16 protein-coding genes are annotated in these 16,035 nt (G+C 73.5%); 3 read left to right on the top strand and 13 right to left on the bottom strand.

Features of this window, described 5'->3' with window-relative positions:
• Window positions 1-42: 42 nt before the first annotated feature.
• The 5 genes from purL to FSW04_RS25665 are packed head-to-tail and all read right to left on the bottom strand — an operon-like array spanning window position 43 to window position 4,736.
• A complete protein-coding gene (gene purL, locus FSW04_RS04975; RefSeq protein WP_146916882.1) occupies window positions 43-2,289 on the bottom strand; it encodes a phosphoribosylformylglycinamidine synthase subunit PurL in 2,247 nt (748 codons plus the stop codon).
• Window positions 2,273-2,920 (bottom strand): phosphoribosylformylglycinamidine synthase subunit PurQ, encoded by a 648-nt coding sequence (gene purQ, locus FSW04_RS04970; RefSeq protein WP_146916879.1) that lies wholly within the window; start codon window positions 2,918-2,920, stop codon window positions 2,273-2,275. The genes purL and purQ overlap by 17 nt, the downstream gene beginning before the upstream one ends.
• The gene (purS, locus tag FSW04_RS04965) at window positions 2,917-3,159 is read right to left on the bottom strand and encodes a phosphoribosylformylglycinamidine synthase subunit PurS (protein ID WP_146916877.1); all 243 of its coding nucleotides are present in this window, start codon (window positions 3,157-3,159) and stop codon (window positions 2,917-2,919) included. Before purS ends, purQ begins: the two co-directional genes overlap by 4 nt.
• Window positions 3,156-4,046, bottom strand: coding sequence for a phosphoribosylaminoimidazolesuccinocarboxamide synthase (locus FSW04_RS04960; protein ID WP_146916875.1), 891 nt, complete (start codon window positions 4,044-4,046; stop codon window positions 3,156-3,158). Before FSW04_RS04960 ends, purS begins: the two co-directional genes overlap by 4 nt.
• A gap of 42 nt (window positions 4,047-4,088) precedes the next feature.
• Window positions 4,089-4,736, bottom strand: a complete 648-nt coding sequence (locus FSW04_RS25665) for a TetR/AcrR family transcriptional regulator (RefSeq protein WP_187369259.1) — start codon at window positions 4,734-4,736, stop codon at window positions 4,089-4,091.
• A 136-nt stretch (window positions 4,737-4,872) separates the two neighbouring features.
• Here FSW04_RS25665 and FSW04_RS04950 point away from each other — a divergent pair, with 136 nt between their 5' ends.
• Window positions 4,873-6,333 (top strand): MFS transporter, encoded by a 1,461-nt coding sequence (locus FSW04_RS04950; RefSeq protein WP_146916873.1) that lies wholly within the window; start codon window positions 4,873-4,875, stop codon window positions 6,331-6,333.
• 20 nt (window positions 6,334-6,353) lie between these two features.
• On the opposite strand, the gene purB is transcribed toward FSW04_RS04950, so the two are convergent.
• From purB to FSW04_RS04930, 4 genes are read right to left on the bottom strand one after another with little or no spacing between them, the layout of a single operon-like run.
• Window positions 6,354-7,622 (bottom strand): adenylosuccinate lyase, encoded by a 1,269-nt coding sequence (gene purB / locus FSW04_RS04945; RefSeq protein WP_146916870.1) that lies wholly within the window; start codon window positions 7,620-7,622, stop codon window positions 6,354-6,356.
• The gene (gene purE / locus FSW04_RS04940) at window positions 7,619-8,125 is read right to left on the bottom strand and encodes a 5-(carboxyamino)imidazole ribonucleotide mutase (RefSeq protein WP_187369258.1); all 507 of its coding nucleotides are present in this window, start codon (window positions 8,123-8,125) and stop codon (window positions 7,619-7,621) included. Before purE ends, purB begins: the two co-directional genes overlap by 4 nt.
• On the bottom strand, window positions 8,122-9,387 hold the full coding sequence (gene purD / locus FSW04_RS04935; protein WP_146916868.1) for a phosphoribosylamine--glycine ligase: 1,266 nt from the start codon (window positions 9,385-9,387) through the stop codon (window positions 8,122-8,124). Before purD ends, purE begins: the two co-directional genes overlap by 4 nt.
• A gap of 21 nt (window positions 9,388-9,408) precedes the next feature.
• The gene (locus tag FSW04_RS04930; protein ID WP_146916865.1) at window positions 9,409-9,690 is read right to left on the bottom strand and encodes a GYD domain-containing protein; all 282 of its coding nucleotides are present in this window, start codon (window positions 9,688-9,690) and stop codon (window positions 9,409-9,411) included.
• A gap of 60 nt (window positions 9,691-9,750) precedes the next feature.
• Here FSW04_RS04930 and FSW04_RS04925 point away from each other — a divergent pair, with 60 nt between their 5' ends.
• Window positions 9,751-10,506 carry a hypothetical protein gene (locus FSW04_RS04925; protein ID WP_146916863.1) on the top strand — a complete coding sequence of 252 codons (756 nt, stop codon included), beginning with the start codon at window positions 9,751-9,753 and terminating at the stop codon, window positions 10,504-10,506.
• Here FSW04_RS04925 and clpB read toward each other — a convergent pair.
• The gene (clpB, locus tag FSW04_RS04920; protein WP_146916861.1) at window positions 10,503-13,046 is read right to left on the bottom strand and encodes an ATP-dependent chaperone ClpB; all 2,544 of its coding nucleotides are present in this window, start codon (window positions 13,044-13,046) and stop codon (window positions 10,503-10,505) included. The two genes, FSW04_RS04925 and clpB, sit on opposite strands and share 4 nt — an antisense overlap.
• Before the next feature lie 98 nt (window positions 13,047-13,144).
• On the opposite strand from clpB, the gene FSW04_RS04915 reads away from it, so the two are divergent.
• Complete coding sequence (locus tag FSW04_RS04915; RefSeq protein ID WP_146916859.1) at window positions 13,145-13,381, top strand: hypothetical protein; 237 nt, start codon at window positions 13,145-13,147, stop codon at window positions 13,379-13,381.
• 21 nt (window positions 13,382-13,402) lie between these two features.
• On the opposite strand, the gene FSW04_RS04910 is transcribed toward FSW04_RS04915, so the two are convergent.
• The 3 genes from FSW04_RS04910 to dnaJ are packed head-to-tail and all read right to left on the bottom strand — an operon-like array spanning window position 13,403 to window position 16,030.
• The gene (locus FSW04_RS04910; RefSeq protein WP_146916856.1) at window positions 13,403-14,389 is read right to left on the bottom strand and encodes a hypothetical protein; all 987 of its coding nucleotides are present in this window, start codon (window positions 14,387-14,389) and stop codon (window positions 13,403-13,405) included.
• A 28-nt stretch (window positions 14,390-14,417) separates the two neighbouring features.
• Entirely contained in the window at window positions 14,418-14,933 is a 516-nt protein-coding gene (locus tag FSW04_RS04905; RefSeq protein WP_146916854.1) for a heat shock protein transcriptional repressor HspR, read from the bottom strand.
• Window positions 14,930-16,030: a molecular chaperone DnaJ gene (gene dnaJ, locus FSW04_RS04900; RefSeq protein ID WP_146916850.1), complete on the bottom strand. Its 1,101-nt coding sequence runs from the start codon at window positions 16,028-16,030 to the stop codon at window positions 14,930-14,932. Before dnaJ ends, FSW04_RS04905 begins: the two co-directional genes overlap by 4 nt.
• Window positions 16,031-16,035: the final 5 nt, after the last annotated feature.

Raw genomic sequence — 16,035 nt, 5'->3', positions numbered from 1 at the left:
CTACCCCGGACCGGCGCCCAGGCCACGGCCGGATGGATCGGCTCAGGGGAACAGCGGCGCCAGCGCGCCCGACGCCGCGCGCAGCTCGTGAAGCGTCCAGCGCTCGCGCAGCGAGCCGATCGCCAGCTCCAGGCCGTCGCCGCCCACGGTCCCCACGACCTCGACGGCGACGCGCTCTCCGAGGCGGTGCAGCGCCTCGCGCGGGCCCGACACGACGAACGCGCCGGAGGCCTCGCCGAACAGCGCCGCCCAGACGTCGTCGGTGTCGCCGAGGTCCAGCGCGGCCCCGCGGCCGCCGGCCAGGCAGCACTCGGCCAGGGCGACGATCGGGCCGCCCTCGGCGATGTCGTGGGCGCTGGACAGCTCGCCGGCCGCGACGGCGTCGCGCACGGCCTCCAGGACGATGCGGACCCCCGCGATGTCGATGGGCGCCAGGCCGTCGGGCAGCGGCTCGCCGCGCAGCTTGGCCAGCTCGGAGGCGGCCAGGGCGGCCGTCGCGTCCCAGCCCACGAACGCGACGGCGTCGCCGTCGCGGGCGAAGCCCAGCCGGCCCGCGCGCTCGGGGTCGGCGAGGACGCCGACCATCCCGACGACCGGGGTCGGGTAGATCGGGCCGGCCGCGCCCTCGTTGTAGAGGGAGACGTTGCCGCCCACGATCGGCGCGTCGAGCGCGCGGCAGGCGTCGCCGAGGCCGCGGACGGCCTCCGTCAGCTGCCAGGCGACGTGCGGCTTCTCGGGGTTGGCGAAGTTGAGGTTGTTCGTCGTGCCCAGCGGCCGCGCGCCGACGCAGGCCAGGTTGGCCGCGCACTCCAGGACGTTGCCGACCGTGCCCCAGTAGGGGTCGGCCGCGACGCGGCGGCCGTTGCCGTCGATCGACGTCGCGATCGCCGGGGCGCCGTCGCCCATCTCGCGCAACCACAGCACGGCGGCGTCGGCCTCCTCGGGGCGGCGCACGGTCCGCGACTGCACGATGGAGTCGTACTGCTCGAACAGCGGGCGGCGCGAGGCGAGGTTCGGGCTCGACAGCAGCGCGACCAGCACGCCGTGGACGTCGTCGGGCAGGCCGGGCAGCGCGACGGGGGCCGGGTACAGCGAGCCGCCGCCGGCGACGGGCCGCTCCGGCGCGAGGTCGTAGAGCGGCGCGTCGTCGACCAGGCCGCTGACCGGCATGTCGCCGACGACCTCGCCGTCGCGCAGCACGCGGAAGCGCCCGGTCGCGGTCACCTCGCCGATCGCGGTGCCGTTGACCTCCCACTTCTCGCACAGCGCCAGCACGGCGTCGACCTTGTCCGGCTCGCAGACGCAGAGCATCCGCTCCTGGGACTCGGAGACCATGATCTCGAAGGGCTCCATGTCGGCCTCGCGCAGCGGCACCAGGCCGACATCGAGGTCCAGGCCGACGTCGCCCTTGGAGGCCATCTCGCTCGCCGCCGAGGTCAGCCCGGCCGCGCCGAGGTCCTGCAGCGCGACGAGCAGGCCCGCCGACAGCAGCTCGAGCGAGCACTCCAGCAGCTTGCTCTCCTCGAACGGGTCGCCGACCTGCACGGACGGGCGCTTGGACTCGTCGGCGGCGTCGAGCTCGGCCGAGGCCAGGACGGACGCGCCGCCGATGCCGTCGCGCCCGGTGGAGGCGCCGAACAGGACGAGCACGTTGCCGACGCCGGCCGCCGCGCTGCGGATCATGTCCTCCGTGCGCGCCAGGCCGAGCGCCATCGCGTTGACGAGGCAGTTCGTCTCGTAGGGCGCCTCGAAGACGACCTCGCCGCCCACGGTGGGCACGCCGATCGAGTTGCCGTAGTGGCCGATGCCGGCGACCGCGCGGTCCAGCAGATAGCGCGAGCGCTCGCTGGTCGGCTCGCCGAAGCGCAGCGAGTCCAGGACCGCGATGGGCCGGGCGCCCAGGGCGAAGATGTCGCGCAGGATCCCGCCGACGCCGGTGGCCGCGCCCTGGAAGGGCTCCACCGCGCTGGGGTGGTTGTGGGACTCGACCTTGAAGGCCACCGCCCACCCGCCGCCGACGTCGACGGCGCCGGCGTTCTCCCCGGGGCCCATGACGACCGCGGGGCCCTCGGTGGGCAGCGTGCGCAGGAGCTTCTTGGAGTGCTTGTAGGCGCAGTGCTCGCTCCACAGCAGCGAGAACATCGCCAGCTCGACCTCGTTGGGCTCGCGGCCGCCGAGCTCGTCGCAGACCAGCGCGTACTCGTCGCGAGTCAGCCCGAGGGCGACCGCGCGCTCGATCCCCGGCGCGGCGACGGTGTCGTCCGACCCGGGCTCAGGCGACGGCGACACGGGTCATCCCCTCGAACAGCGCCAGCCCGTCGGCCGACCCGCCCGTGAGCGTCTCGACGGCGTGCTCGGGATGCGGCATGAGGCCCATGACGTTGCCGGCCGCGTTGACGACGCCGGCGATGTCGTCCTGGGAGCCGTTGAAGTTGTGCCCGTGCGCGTAGCGCAGGACGACCTGCTCCGGGGCGACCTCGCCGAAGTAGCGGCCCGTCGTGTGCTTGGCCGGGATCGACAGCACCTGGCCCACCGTGCAGGTGGAGGTGAACGGCGTCGCGGTGGTCTGCACGACGAGGTCGACCTGGCGGCAGACGAAGCGCAGCCCCGTGTTGGGCAGGAGGGCGCCGGGCAGCAGGCCGGCCTCGCACAGGATCTGGAAGCCGTTGCAGATGCCGAGCACCGGGCCGCCGTCGCGGGCGAAGGCCACGACCGACTCCATGACCGGCGAGAAGCGCGCGATGGCGCCCGCCCGGAGGTAGTCGCCGTAGGAGAAGCCGCCGGGGACGATGATGCCGTCGACGCCGCGCAGGTCGGCGTCGCGATGCCAGAGCGGGACGGCCTCGGCGACCATGCCGGCCGCGATGCGCGCGTCGGCGTCGTCGCAGGTGCCGGGGAACGTGACGACGCCGAGCTTCACGCGGCGGCCGGCGCGTCGGAGATCATCTCGATCTCGTAGTCCTCGATGAGCGGGTTGGCCAGCAGCCGGCGGCACATCTCCTCCAGCTGCGAGGCGTCGGCGACGTCGAGCTCGACCATCCGGCCGACGTGGACGTTGCCCGCGCCGGCGAAGCCCAGCGCCGGCAGCGCGCGCTCGACGGCGACGCCCTGGGGGTCGAGGATCCCCGCCTTGGGCCGGATGAGGACGCGGGCCCTCACGCCGACGTCCGCGACAGCCAGCCGTCGAACGGCTCGCCCGTGATGAGCTCGTAGGCCTCGACGTAGCGGGCCCGGGTCCCGGCGACGACGTCGGCCGGGATCTCGGGTGCCGGCGGCGCCTTGTCCCAGCCCGTCGACGACGCCCAGTCGCGGACGTACTGCTTGTCGAAGCTCGGCTGGCCGTGCCCCGGCTCGTAGCCCTCGACGGGCCAGTAGCGCGAGGAGTCCGGCGTCAGGACCTCGTCGCCGAGGACGAGCGGGCGGGCGGGGTCGGCCTCGTCGATGCCGAACTCGAACTTCGTGTCGGCGAGGATCACCCCGCGCTCGGCGGCCAGGCCGGCCGCGTGGCTGTACAGGGCGATGGACACGTCGCGCAGCCGGCCGGCCAGCTCGCGGTCGCCGAGGATCTCGGCGGCCCGCTCGAGGTCGATGGGCTCGTCGTGCCCCTCGTCGGCCTTGGTGGACGGCGTGAAGATCGGCGCCGGCAGCTTCTCGGACTCGCGCAGGCCGGGCGGCAGCTGGATGCCCGACACGCGGCCGGTGGCCTGGTAGTCCTTCCAGCCCGAGCCGGTGATGTAGCCGCGGACGACGCACTCGACGGGCAGCATCGTCAGCTTCTTGACGACCATCGCGCGGCCGCGGACCTTGTCCGGCACGCCGTCGGTCGCCGAGATGTAGTGGTTGGGGATGATGTGTGCGGTCTTGTCGAACCAGAAGACCGAGATGCCCGTCAGGACCTTGCCCTTGTCGGGGATCCCGTTCGGGTGCACGACGTCGTAGGTCGAGATCCGGTCGGAGGCGACGAGCAGCAGGCGGTCGTCGAGGTCGTAGAGCTCACGGACCTTCCCGCTGGCGATGAGCGGCAGGTCGAGATCGGCGGCGGTCACGCCCTGACGGTATCGAAGCGCCCGGGCGGCACGGGCGCCGGTTCAGGTGGACGTCGCGGAGACCTCGCGCACCATCGTGCACGGGTCCGCCGCGATGCCGGGCAGCGGGTCCTGCCCGGCCCGCAGACCGGCCAGGACGATGTCCAGGTAGCGCGGCCAGGCGGCGGCGGGGAGCAGCACGCCCGGCATGGGCCGGATCGCGGCGCCGAGCATCTTGGCCACCGTCGAGAGGTCGCCCGCCTCGACGCCGTCGCGCAGGACGCCCGCGGCCCGCGCCGGCTCCAGCACGCGGCCGATCGCGGCCAGCATCCGGTCCGTCAGCTCGACGGGCGGGTTCTCGCCGGTGAAGCGCGCGGAGACCGCGTCGAAGAAGGCCGTGTTGTTGGCCTGCAGCGTCATGTGGTGCAGGAGGAAGTCGCGCAGGCCCTCGAGCGGGTCGGGCGCCGCCGCCGCGTCGGCCGCCGCCGCCTCGATCTCCTCGATGAAGCCCTCCAGGACGGCGAGCACGAGCGCGTCCTTGCTCGGGAAGCGGCGGAAGAACGTGGCCTTGCCGACGCCGGCGCGGCGGGCGATCTCCTCCACCCCGACGTCGAGCCCGCGCTCGGCGAACGCGGCGCGCGCCGCCTCGAGGATCCGCTCGAGGTTGCGGCGCGCGTCGGCGCGCAGGGGGGTGACATCCGAGACCGCCATCGCCCTCAGGGTATCAGTTCGAGGGGGTCAAACGGACCATTCGGTCCGTAAATACGGACCGTACGGTCCGGTTGTGCTACGGTCATCCGGACCGCTCGGTCCGCTTGCTCCCGACCCACTCCCCATCTCCTCCTCCATGTCTTCATCTCCCCCGCAGGACGCCCCCGTCGCCCGCCACTGGCTGCCCGTGGTGGTCGTCGTGTGCCTCGCCCAGTTCATGGTCGTCCTCGACGCGACGATCACGAACGTCGCGCTCCCGGCCATCCAGGCCGACCTGCAGTTCTCCGCCACCGACCTCCAGTGGGTGGTCAACGCCTACACGCTGGTCTTCGGCGGCTTCCTCCTGCTCGGCGGCCGCGCCGGCGACCTCCTCGGCCGACGGCGGCTGTTCGTCGCCGGCATCACGCTGTTCACGTTCGCCTCGCTCATGGACGCCCTGGCGACGTCCCCCGGCTGGCTCGTCGGCGCTCGCGCGCTGCAGGGCCTGGGCGCCGCGCTCGTCTCCCCCGCCGCGCTGAGCATCATCACGACGACCGTGCCCGAGGGCCCCGACCGCGCCAAGGCGCTCGGCGCGTTCGCGGCGATCTCCGGCGGCGGCGGCGCGGTCGGCCTCCTGCTCGGCGGCTTCCTCGTCGACGCCCTGTCGTGGCAGTGGGTCTTCTTCATCAACCTGCCGGTGGGCCTGGCCACCCTCGTCCTCGCGCTCCGGGTCGTCCCCGAGTCGCGCGCCGGCGACCGCGCCGGCGGCTTCGACCTGGCCGGCGCGACGCTGGTCACCGGCGGGCTGGGCCTGTTGACCTACACCATCGTCAAGACCCAGGAGTTCGGCTGGACGAGCGCGCGGACGCTGGCCTTCGGGGCCGCCGCCGTCGCCCTGCTGCTGGCCTTCGGGGCGCTGCAGACCCGGCGCGCGGCGCCGCTCGTGCGGCTCTCGATCTTCCGGGTCCGGACGCTGTCGATCGCCAACGCCGCGACGCTGCTGCTCATGGGCGGCATGTACTCGCTCTTCTACTTCGGCTCGCTGTACTTCCAGCAGATCAAGGGCGACAACGCGCTCGAGACCGGCCTGGCCTTCGTGCCGATGACGGTCGGGATCATCGCCGGCTCGGTGCTCTCCCAGCGCCTGCTGGTGCGCTTCGGCGTCAAGGCGGTCCTGGCCGCGGGCCTCGGCCTCGGCACGCTGGGCCTGCTGTGGATGACGACGCTGACGCCGGACACCGCGTACTTCACCGGGTTCCTGCCCGGCCTGGCGCTGCTGGCGATCGGCATCGGCAACGCGTTCGTGCCGCTGACGCTCATCGCCACGGGCGGCGTCGCGCCCGAGGACCAGGGCCTGGCCTCCGGGCTGTTCAACACGTCCCAGCAGATCGGCGGCGCCCTCGGGCTGGCGATCCTGACCACCGTGGCCAACTCGGCCACCGACGGCGCCGGCGGCGTCCGCGCCGACGCGCTGGTCCACGGCTACACGACGGCCTTCGCCGTCGGGGCCGGGCTGCTGGCCCTGGGCGCGGTGACCGTCACGGTGCTGCTGCGCTCGCGGGAGGCCAACGCGAGCGCCGCCTCGGCCGAGGGCGTCGAGGCCCTCGCCGTGGCGTGACCGCTTCGACGGCAGCCACGTCAGAACGCCAGGCGCCCGACGATCTCCTGCGCGTGCCGCACGTAGTGGCCGAGGTCGAAGATCACGTCGAGATCGAGGTCGAGCTCCGGCTCGGCCTCGAGCAGCTCCCGCAGCGGCGTGCGCGTGTCCCACGCCTGCTGCGCGGTGCGCTGGGCGATGCGGTAGGCCTCGTCGCGCTGCCGGCCGCCGGCGACGAGCGCCAGCAGGACCCGCTGCGAGAACAGCGCGCCGTAGGTCAGGTCGAGGTTCTCGCGCATCCGGTCGGCGTGGACGACCATGCCGCGCGCCAGCCGCGTGGCCAGGGCCTGCATGTAGTCCAGCGCGATCGTCGCGTCGGGCAGCACGACGCGCTCGGCGCCCGAGTGCGAGATGTCGCGCTCGTGCCACAGCGCCACGTCCTCGACCCCGACCTGGGCGTAGCCGCGCAGCACGCGCGCCAGGCCCGTGATGCGCTCGGAGACGATCGGGTTGCGCTTGTGCGGCATCGCGCTGGAGCCCTTCTGGGCGCCGGCGCGGAACGGCTCCTCGACCTCGCGGACCTCCGTGCGCTGGAGGTGGCGGAACTCCGTCGCGAAGCGCTCCAGGCCCGCGCCGGCCAGCGCGATGGCCTGCAACAGCTCGGCATGGCGGTCGCGGGCGACGACCTGCGTGGAGACCGGCTCGGCCTCCAGGCCCAGGCGGGCCAGCACGCGGCGCTCGAAGTCCGGCGACGTCGCGCTGTAGGTGCCCACCGCCCCGGACACGGCCCCGACGGCGACCTGGTCGACCGCGCGGGTCAGCCGCGCGAGGTTGCGATCGGCCTCGAAGGCAAAGCCGGCCAGCTTGACGCCGAACGTCGTGGGCTCGGCGTGGACGCCGTGGGTGCGCCCGACGCACACCGTGTCGACGTGCGCCCGCGCCTGGTCGGCCAGCGCGTCGCGGAACTCGCGGGCGCCGGCCAGCAGCAGGTCGCCGGCCTTGCGCAGCTGGAGCCCGAGCGCGGTGTCGAGCACGTCGGAGGACGTCAGGCCGTAGTGGATCCAGCGCCCGGCCTCGCCGGCGCTGGCGCTCAGCACGTCGACGAACGCGGCGACGTCGTGGTCGGTGACCTTCTCGCGCTCGAGCACCGCGTCGACCGTGAAGGTCGCGTGGCCGATCGCCTCGAGCTCGGCGGGCGTGGGGCCCGTCGTCTCCAGCGCACACGCGACCTCGACCTGGCGCCAGCTCTCGAGCTTGGCCTCGTCGGTCCAGACCGCCCCGATCTCGGGCCGGGTGTAGCGCGCGATCACGCGTTCAGGATGCGCAGCGCCAGGTGGCCGGCGTTCTTGGGGTTGTCCAGGCCCACGGAGGCCACGGGCACGCCGGGCGGCATCTGCACGACCGACAGGATCGCGTCCAGCCCGCCGGCAGCCGACAGGCGGCTCGACAGCGGCACGCCGATCACGGGCAGGTCGGTGTGCGCCGCGGCCACGCCGGGCAGCGCCGCCGACAGGCCGGCACCGGCGATGAGCACGCGCAGGCCGCGCAGGCGCGCGTTGCGGCAGTAGTCGGCGACGGCCTCGGGGTCGCGGTGGGCCGACATGACGCGGACCTCGACGCGCACGCCGGCGTCCTCGAGGACCTTCGCGGCGCCCTGCATCGTGTCCAGATCGGACTGCGAGCCCATGATGATCCCGACCTGCGGCGAGTCGGTGCCGGCGTCCTCGAGGGCGACGAGCGCCTCGGTCTCGATCTCGGTCGGGCCGGCCGGTCCGGTCGTCTCGGCGGGGGCGATGTCGGGCTGCTCGCTCATGGGGTCACGCGCTCCACGGCACGCTGCGCGATGTCCCGGCGCAGCTGCCGTCCGTCGAAGTGGATGTGGTCGGCGCCAGCATAGGCGGCGTCGCGGGCCGAGCGCGGGTCGGGGCCCAGCCCCGTCACGTTCAGGACGCGTCCGCCGGCGGTGACGATCGCGCCGTCGGAGGCCCGGACCGCGGTGCCGGCGTGGGTGACCTCGACATCGTCGCCGACGTCGCCGAGGCCCTCGATGACGTCCCCGGACGCCGAGCGCTCGGGGTACCCGGCGCCGGCGAGCACGACGGTCACGGCCCAGCGCTCGTCGAACTCCATCGCGACCGAGGCCAGCCCACCCGGGCGGGTGGCGGCCATCAGGAGCTCGAGCAGGTCGCTGCGCAGGCGCGGCAGCACGGCCTGGGTCTCGGGGTCGCCGAAGCGCACGTTGAACTCGATGACCTGCGGGCCGTCGGCGGTCAGCATGAGCCCGGCGTAGAGGACGCCGTGGAACGGCGTGCCGCGCTCGCGCAGCAGGTCGACGACGGGCTGGTGGACCGCAGCGCACAGCTCGTGGGGGTCGGGGGCGCCGGGCACCGGGCTGTAGGCGCCCATGCCTCCGGTGTTCGGGCCCGCGTCGCCGTCGAAGATCCGCTTGTAGTCCTGGGCGGGCACCATGGGGACAGCGCGCTCGCCATCGCAGATCGCGAAGAGCGACAGCTCCTCGCCCTCGAGGAAGTCCTCGACGACGACGGGGCCGTCCCCGAAGCGCCGCGCCTCGAGCATCTCGGTCAGCGCGGCGCGGGCCTGCGCCGCGTCGGGGGCCACGACGACGCCCTTGCCCGCCGCGAGCCCGTCGAACTTGACGACCGCCGGGTAGGACGTGATGGCCTGGAGGCCGTCGGCCACGGTGGTGACCTCGTGCCAATGCGCGGTCGGCACGCCCGCCGAGGCCATGATCTCCTTGGCGAACGCCTTGGATCCCTCCATCCGCGCCGCGGCGGCGCTCGGCCCGAAGTGGGCGATGCCCGCCGCCTCCAGGCGATCGGCCAGGCCGGCCACGAGCGGTGCCTCGGGGCCGATGACGACGAGCCCGACCGCCTCGGACCGGGCGAGCTCGACGAGCCCGTCGAGGTCGTCGACGGCGACGTCGGCCAGTCGCGCGCGCTCCGCGATGCCCGGATTGCCGGGCGCCGCGATCAGCTCGGGCCGCTGCGGCGACCGCGCGAGCGCGTTGACGATCGCGTGCTCACGGCCGCCGCTGCCGACGATCAGGACCCTCACGTGCTGGTGATCCCGACGCCGTTACAAGGACGCGATGAAATCGTCGATCGGGATGCCGCTGAGCGTCTCGAAGCGACCCGTCCCGCGCGAGCCCAGCTCCAGCGACACGCGCGCCATCGTCGACTCGTCGGGAGCCTCCACGATGCTCACGAAGTCGAAGCGCCCGAGCACCGCCCACTGGGCCTTCACCGTGGCGCCGAGCTGCTCGACCTCGGAGTTGACCTCGCGGATGCGCTGCGGGTTGTTCTTGACCGTCTGCACGCCCTCGGGCGTGAGGGTGGACAGCATGATGAACGTCGGCATGCGCTCCTTCTACCCGATCGGCGTGTTCGGGCGAAGTACGACCCCTACGCTTGGAACCGCATGCGCCGCCTCGCCGTCGCCCTCCCCATCGTCCTCACCAGCCTCACGGCCGCCTCCGCGCAGGCGGCCATCATCACGACCGACCGCGCCTGCTACCTGCAGACGCCGTCCACGGTCGTGACGGTCCGCGGCTCCGGCTTCGGCCCCCTGAGGCCGTACACCGTGCTGCTGGCCGCCAAGCCGCTTCCCGCCGCCGGGGCCATGACCGACGACATGGGCAGGATGCAGGGCACGGTCCAGCCTCCGCTGCTGGCCAGGTCCGAGCAGGAGCACACGTCGACGATCTCCGTGACGTCCGACGACCAGACCGCCTCGGCGGCCTTCACCGTGACGCGCTTCCTCGTGAACTTCTCGCCGTCGCGCAACGTCGCGCCCTCCAGCCGGGTCCGCTTCTCCGTCTACGGCTTCGGCATCGGCACGCAGAGCGGCGGGATCCCGCCCGACGTCTACCTGCACTACGTATCTCCCGCCGGCCGGCTGCGCCACACGGTGCGCCTCGGCCGGTCGCGCGGCCAGTGCGGCAGCATCGTGCGGACCGCCCGGCGGCGGCTGTTCCCGTTCCCGGCGCCCGCGCACGGCAAGTGGCGGCTGCAGTTCGACACGAGCCGCGCCTACCGGCGCGGCGTGAAGGGCAGCAAGTTCCTGTTCTTCACCGTCGGCGTCGACGTGCGCACGGTCCCGGCGTCCCGGAGGACGAGCCTCAACGGCTCGGCCGGGTCGCCGGGACCGCGCGGCGGCGGCGCCTACGCCCGCTAGGCGGCCGCGGGCGCGGCGGCCGGGGCCTTGGCGAACGCCAGGTCGCCGTCGACCGCCTGCACCCGCACGGTGTCGCCCTCGCGGAACTCGCCCTCGAGGATGGCCAGCGCGAGCCGGTCGACCAGCCGCTTCTGGATGACCCGCTTGAGCGGCCGCGCCCCGTAGGTCGGGTCGTAGCCCAGGTTGCCCAACAGGGTCTTGGCCTCGTCGGTGAGCTGGACCTCGACCCCGCGCGCCCGCACCCGCCCGAGCACCCGCGCCACCTGCAGCTCGACGATCTCCCCGAGCTGCTCGCGCGCCAGCGCGTGGAACTCGACGATGTCGTCCAGGCGGTTGATGAACTCGGGCTTGAAGTGCGCCTCGGCGCCGACCCTGCCCCCGGGGATGTTGGAGGTCATGATCAGCACGGTGTTCTTGAAGTCGACCGTGCGGCCCTGGCCGTCGGTCAGCCGCCCGTCGTCCATGACCTGCAGCAGCACGTTGAAGACGTCGGGATGGGCCTTCTCGATCTCGTCGAGCAGCACGACCGTGTAGGGCCGGCGGCGGACCGCCTCGGTGAGCTGACCGCCCTCCTCGTAGCCGACGTAGCCGGGGGGCGCGCCGACGAGGCGGCTGACGGCGTGCTTCTCCATGTACTCCGACATGTCGATGCGGACCATCGCGTCGGAGCTGTCGAACATGAACTCGGCCAGCGCGCGGGCCAGCTCGGTCTTGCCGACGCCCGTCGGGCCCAGGAACAGGAAGCTGCCGATCGGCCGGTCGGGGTCCTGCAGGCCGGCCCGCGACCGGCGCAGCGCGTTGGACACCGCGGTGACCGCCTCATCCTGGCCGATGACGCGCAGGTGCAGGCGGTCCTCCATGTGGATGAGCTTCTCGACCTCGCCCTCGAGCAGGCGGCTCACGGGGATCTTCGTCCAGCGGGCGACGACCTCGGCGATGTCCTCGGCGTCGACGACCTCCCGCAGGAAGCCGGCGTCGCCGTCGGTGCGCTCCTCGCGCTCGGCGAGCTGACGCTCGAGCTCGGGGATCTCGCCGTGGCGCAGCCGGGCGGCCTCCTCGAGGTTGTTCTCGCGCGAGGCGCGGTCGAGCTCGCGGTGGGCCAGCTCGAGGCGCTCGCGGACCTCCTGGACGGAGTGGATGGCGTCCTTCTCGGCCTGCCACTCGGCCGTCATCGCGGCCGAGCGCTCGCTGAGGTCGGCCAGCTCGCGGTCCAGGGCCTCCAGGCGCTGGACGGACGGCTCGTCGGTCTCCTTGTCCAGCGACGTGCGCTCGATCTGCAGCTGCAGGATGCGCCGGTCGACCTCGTCGATCTCGACGGGCTTGGAGTCGATCTCGATGCGCAGCGACGAGGCGGCCTCGTCGATGAGGTCGATGGCCTTGTCGGGCAGGAAGCGGTCGGCGATGTAGCGGTCGCTCAGCGTCGCGGCGGCGATGAGCGCGGAGTCCTGGATGTGGACGTTGTGGTGCAGCTCATAGCGCTCCTTCAGCCCGCGCAGGATCGCGATCGTGTCCTCCACCGAGGGCTCGCCGACGAGCACGGGCTGGAAGCGGCGCTCCAGCGCGGCGTCCTTCTCGATGTGCTTGCGGTACTCGTCCAGCGTCGTGGCGCCGACGGCCCGCAGCTCGCCGCGGGCGAGCATCGGCTTGAGCAGGTTGGCGGCGTCGACGGCGCCCTCGGCGGCCCCGGCGCCCACGATGGTGTGCAGCTCGTCCATGAAGAGCACGACGTTGCCGCCGGCCTCCTTGATCTCGGCCAGCACGGCCTTCAGGCGCTCCTCGAACTCGCCGCGGTACTTCGAGCCGGCCAGCAGCGCGCCGATGTCGAGGCTGATGACGCGCCGGTCGCGCAGCGACTCGGGCACGTCGCCGTCGACGATGCGCTGGGCCAGGCCCTCGACGATGGCGGTCTTGCCCACGCCGGGCTCGCCGATCAGGACCGGGTTGTTCTTGGTGCGGCGGCTGAGCACCTGGATCACGCGGCGGATCTCGTCGTCGCGGCCGATGACGGGGTCCAGCTCGCCGCGCTCGGCGCGCTCGGTGAGGTCGATGCCGAACTTCTCCAGGGCCTGGATCTTGTCCTCGGGCGACTGGTCGGTCACGCGGTGCGCGCCGCGGACCTCGTCGATGGCCTTGCGCAGCTGCTCCTTCGTGGCGCCGGCGCCGCGCAGCAGGCTCCCGGCGGTCCCGCCGTAGCCGGCCAGCGACAGGAGCAGGTGCTCGGTGGAGATGTACTCGTCCTTGAGGTCGCGCATCTCGACCTCGGCCGCGCGCAGGACGCCGAGCAGCTCGGGCGACGTCGACGGCTCGGCGGGGCTGCCCAGCGTGGGCAGCGCGTCGAGGGCGGCGTCGGTCTCGGCCCGCAGCGCCGGGCTCGCGACGCCGAGCTTGCGCAGCACGCCGGGGACGACGGAGTCGGCCTGGTCCAGCAGGACGGAGAGGAGGTGCTCCGGGGCGACCTGCGCGTGCCGGCGCGCCGCCGCGAGGCTGATGGCGGCCTGGAGGGCCTCCTGGGTCTTGATGGTGAAGCGGTCGGCGTGCAAGGTGCGTTCTCTTCCGGTCAAATCTCAGTCGGGGTGACTAAGATCTTAGCAGCGCGCGTCCGAGCGTCAAGGAGGCGGGTGCGGGGTAACGCCCCGACATGACCGAGTCCCACGAGCGCGTCCCCGAAGAGCCCCATGACGAGCCCTCCCCCCACGACGGGCACGCCCCCGAGCCCCTCGGGCCGGTGACGCCCGACGACCAGACCGACCTGGGCGACACGCCGGAGGCCCACGACGAGATCGTCCCGGAGGACCTGCCGAAGGACCACCCGGGCCGTCGGGAGGCCGAGCGCCTGGCCGCCGAGGGCGACGGCGTGGTGCAGGGCAACACCTGAGGCGGCCGTCCGCCGCCGGCGTCAGTCGCCGGAGAGCGGGCGCTGCGGGGGCGGGGCGACCGGCGGCGCCCAGCCGCCCGGCGCGGGCGGCGGGACGGAGACCGGGGCGTCGTCGCGCCCCACGACGGGGTTGCCGAACGCGTCACGCGGCACGTCCTGGGGCCCGCCCGCCCCGTAGGTCCGCCGGTCGGCGTCCTCCCCCGGGCCCATGTCGCCGGCCAGGCGCGTGAGGTCGAAGCCCTCCTTGCGCACCCGCAGGTCGAAGTAGACGAACGTGGTGACCGCGGCCAGGAACGGCGTGGTGACCAGGGAGACGACGAGGTTGGCGGCGTGGTCGAGCGCGAGCGCCGCGAACGACGTGTCCGAGACCACGGCCAGCGCCGGCACGAGGATGATCGCCGACGCGACCGCGGTGACGACCGTGACCAGGATGTAGGCCACCGCCAGGCGCCCGAGGGTCGCCCACCAGCGGCCCTGCACGAGCCGGTAGGAGCGGGCGAGCGCCGCCCTGCCCACCTTGCCCTCGACGAGCAGCACGGGGAACGCGACCGACCACGCGATGACCAGGAAGATCCCCGGGACGACGAGCGCCAGGAACGCGCCCAGCAGCCCGACGACGAGCATGATCGTCAGCCAGAGCGCGGCGCTCAGCCGGCGCGCCGCGAAGCGCAGCGACGCGCGGGCGCTGGTGGGCCGGCCGAGGTGGGTGTCGGCGATCGCCCGGTAGCAGGCGACGGTGCCCAGCAGGTAGCCGACGAGGCCGAGGACCTGGATGACGACCTGCCCGGCGGCGTAGGCGCCCTGGTCGGCGTAGGTCGTGTTCGAGCCCGCCCCCGTCAGCGAGGACGAGCCGACCTGGTAGCTGTCGGTCGTCGCGCTCACGATGGCGATGTCCACGAGCTGGATCGGGACCGCCATGACGAGCATCACCGCGGCCAGCGTGCGCCAGGACGCCCGCACGACGTTCAGGCTCGCGTCGAGCGTCTCCCCCAGGTTCAGCGGCCGCATCTGCGCCCCAACCTACCCCGAGGGCGGGTCAGCCGGCCGGGCGGGTGTCCTCGCGCTGGACGCGGATCCGCCGCCGCCCCGACGGGGGGGCGGGCGCCGGCCGTGGGGCCGGGACGGCCTCGTGCGCGGGCAGGATCGACCTGGTGTGCTTGAGCGGCACGAGCTCCGCGCGGTGCTCGCGGCGGACCGCCTCGACCTGGGCCTCCATCTCGGCCTGCAGCTCCTCCGTGCGGCGCTCGAGCGCGTCGAGGCGCCGGCGCGCGCGCTCGAGCTCCTGCTCGAGGCGCAGGACGTGCTCGACGCCCGCCAGGTTGAGGCCGAGGTCGTTCGTCATCTCCTGGATGCGCCGCAGCCGCTCGACGTCCTCGTGGCTGTAGAGCCGCGTGCCCTTCGGCGAGCGCTTGGGCTCGATGAGGCCCCGCTGCTCGTACATGCGCAGCGTCTGGGGGTGCATCTCGGCCAGCTCGGCCGCCACGGAGATCATGAAGACGCCGCGGTCGGAGGAGACCGTGACGCGCGTGGTCGTCGTGCGGGTGCGCCTCATGAGAACAGCTTCGCTCGGGGATCGTCGCCCATCACCGCCGACAGCTTCTCCACCGCCTCGGACTGCTCGGCGCTCAGGGTCGCCGGGACGTCGATGACGAACCGGTAGAGCAGGTCGCCCTTCGTGCCCTTGCCGAGCTTGGGCGGGCCCTCGCCGCGGAGCTTGACGACGGTCCCGTGCTGGGTGCCGGGCGCGACGCGGATCTTCTTGCGCCCGTTGAGCGTGGGGACCTCGACGTCGGCCCCGCGGATGGCCTCGGGGATCGTCAGCGGCACCTCGACCTCGAGGTTGTCGCCCTTGCGCACGAAGATCGGCGACGGCGCGACGTGGGTCACGACGTAGAGGTCGCCGGGCGGCCCGCCATGGCGGCCCGCCTCCCCCTTGCCCGCCAGCCGGACGCGGCTGCCCTCGCGGACCCCGGCGGGGATGTTGACGCGGTACTTCTTGACGGTCTTCTGCGCGCCGGCGCCGTTGCAGGTCGCGCACGGGTCCTCGATGACCGTGCCGGTGCCGCCGCAGCGCGAGCAGGGCTGCGTGATCGAGAAGACGCCCTGGCCCTGGGCCTCGATGCCCCGCCCCTGGCACTTCGGGCAGACCTTGGGGCTCGTGCCGGGCCTGGCGCCGGTGCCGCGGCACGTCGGGCAGGGCTGGGTCGTGGCGACGCTCAGCGGGATCTGGGTGCCGCGCAGCGCCTGCTCGAACGTGATCGCGACGGCCGACTCGAGGTCGGCGCCGCGCTCGGGCCGCGGGCCCTGGGGCCCGCGCGCGCCGGCGCCGCCCCCACCGCCGAACAGGTTGGACAGGATGTCCTGGAAGCCGCCGAAGTCACCGGTCGTGAAGCCGCCGCCGGGACCGCCGGAGCCCGCGCCCCCGCCCATCCCGAACATGCTTCCGCGGTCGTACTGCTTGCGCTTGTCGGGATCGCCCAGGATGTCGTAGGCCGACTGGATCTCCTTGAAGCGCTCCTCGGCCTTGGCGTCGCCCGGGTTGTGGTCGGGGTGGTGCTTGCGGACGAGCTTGCGGTGGGCCTTCTTGATCTCGTCCTGGGAGGCCTTCTTGTCGACCCCGAGGATCTTGTAGGGGTCGCTCGGGCTCATGCCTG

Source organism: Baekduia soli, from assembly GCF_007970665.1.
In the GTDB taxonomy this organism is placed as follows: Bacteria; Actinomycetota; Thermoleophilia; order Solirubrobacterales; family Solirubrobacteraceae; genus Baekduia; species Baekduia soli.
Note: the sequence above shows the minus strand (reverse complement) of the source record. Positions and strands in the feature narration are given on the sequence as shown.

What these genes read in the sequence shown, in the direction of transcription:
- FSW04_RS04910 (WP_146916856.1), bottom strand. Translation starts at nt 14,389, where the DNA reads ATGCGGCCGCTGAACCTGGGGGAGACGCTCGACGCGAGCCTGAACGTC.
- FSW04_RS25665 (WP_187369259.1), bottom strand. Translation starts at nt 4,736, where the DNA reads ATGGCGGTCTCGGATGTCACCCCCCTGCGCGCCGACGCGCGCCGCAAC.
- FSW04_RS04930 (WP_146916865.1), bottom strand. Translation starts at nt 9,690, where the DNA reads ATGCCGACGTTCATCATGCTGTCCACCCTCACGCCCGAGGGCGTGCAG.
- dnaJ (WP_146916850.1), bottom strand. Translation starts at nt 16,030, where the DNA reads ATGAGCCCGAGCGACCCCTACAAGATCCTCGGGGTCGACAAGAAGGCC.
- FSW04_RS04915 (WP_146916859.1), top strand. Translation starts at nt 13,145, where the DNA reads ATGACCGAGTCCCACGAGCGCGTCCCCGAAGAGCCCCATGACGAGCCC.
- purE (WP_187369258.1), bottom strand. Translation starts at nt 8,125, where the DNA reads ATGAGCGAGCAGCCCGACATCGCCCCCGCCGAGACGACCGGACCGGCC.
- FSW04_RS04905 (WP_146916854.1), bottom strand. Translation starts at nt 14,933, where the DNA reads ATGAGGCGCACCCGCACGACGACCACGCGCGTCACGGTCTCCTCCGAC.
- FSW04_RS04950 (WP_146916873.1), top strand. Translation starts at nt 4,873, where the DNA reads ATGTCTTCATCTCCCCCGCAGGACGCCCCCGTCGCCCGCCACTGGCTG.
- FSW04_RS04925 (WP_146916863.1), top strand. Translation starts at nt 9,751, where the DNA reads ATGCGCCGCCTCGCCGTCGCCCTCCCCATCGTCCTCACCAGCCTCACG.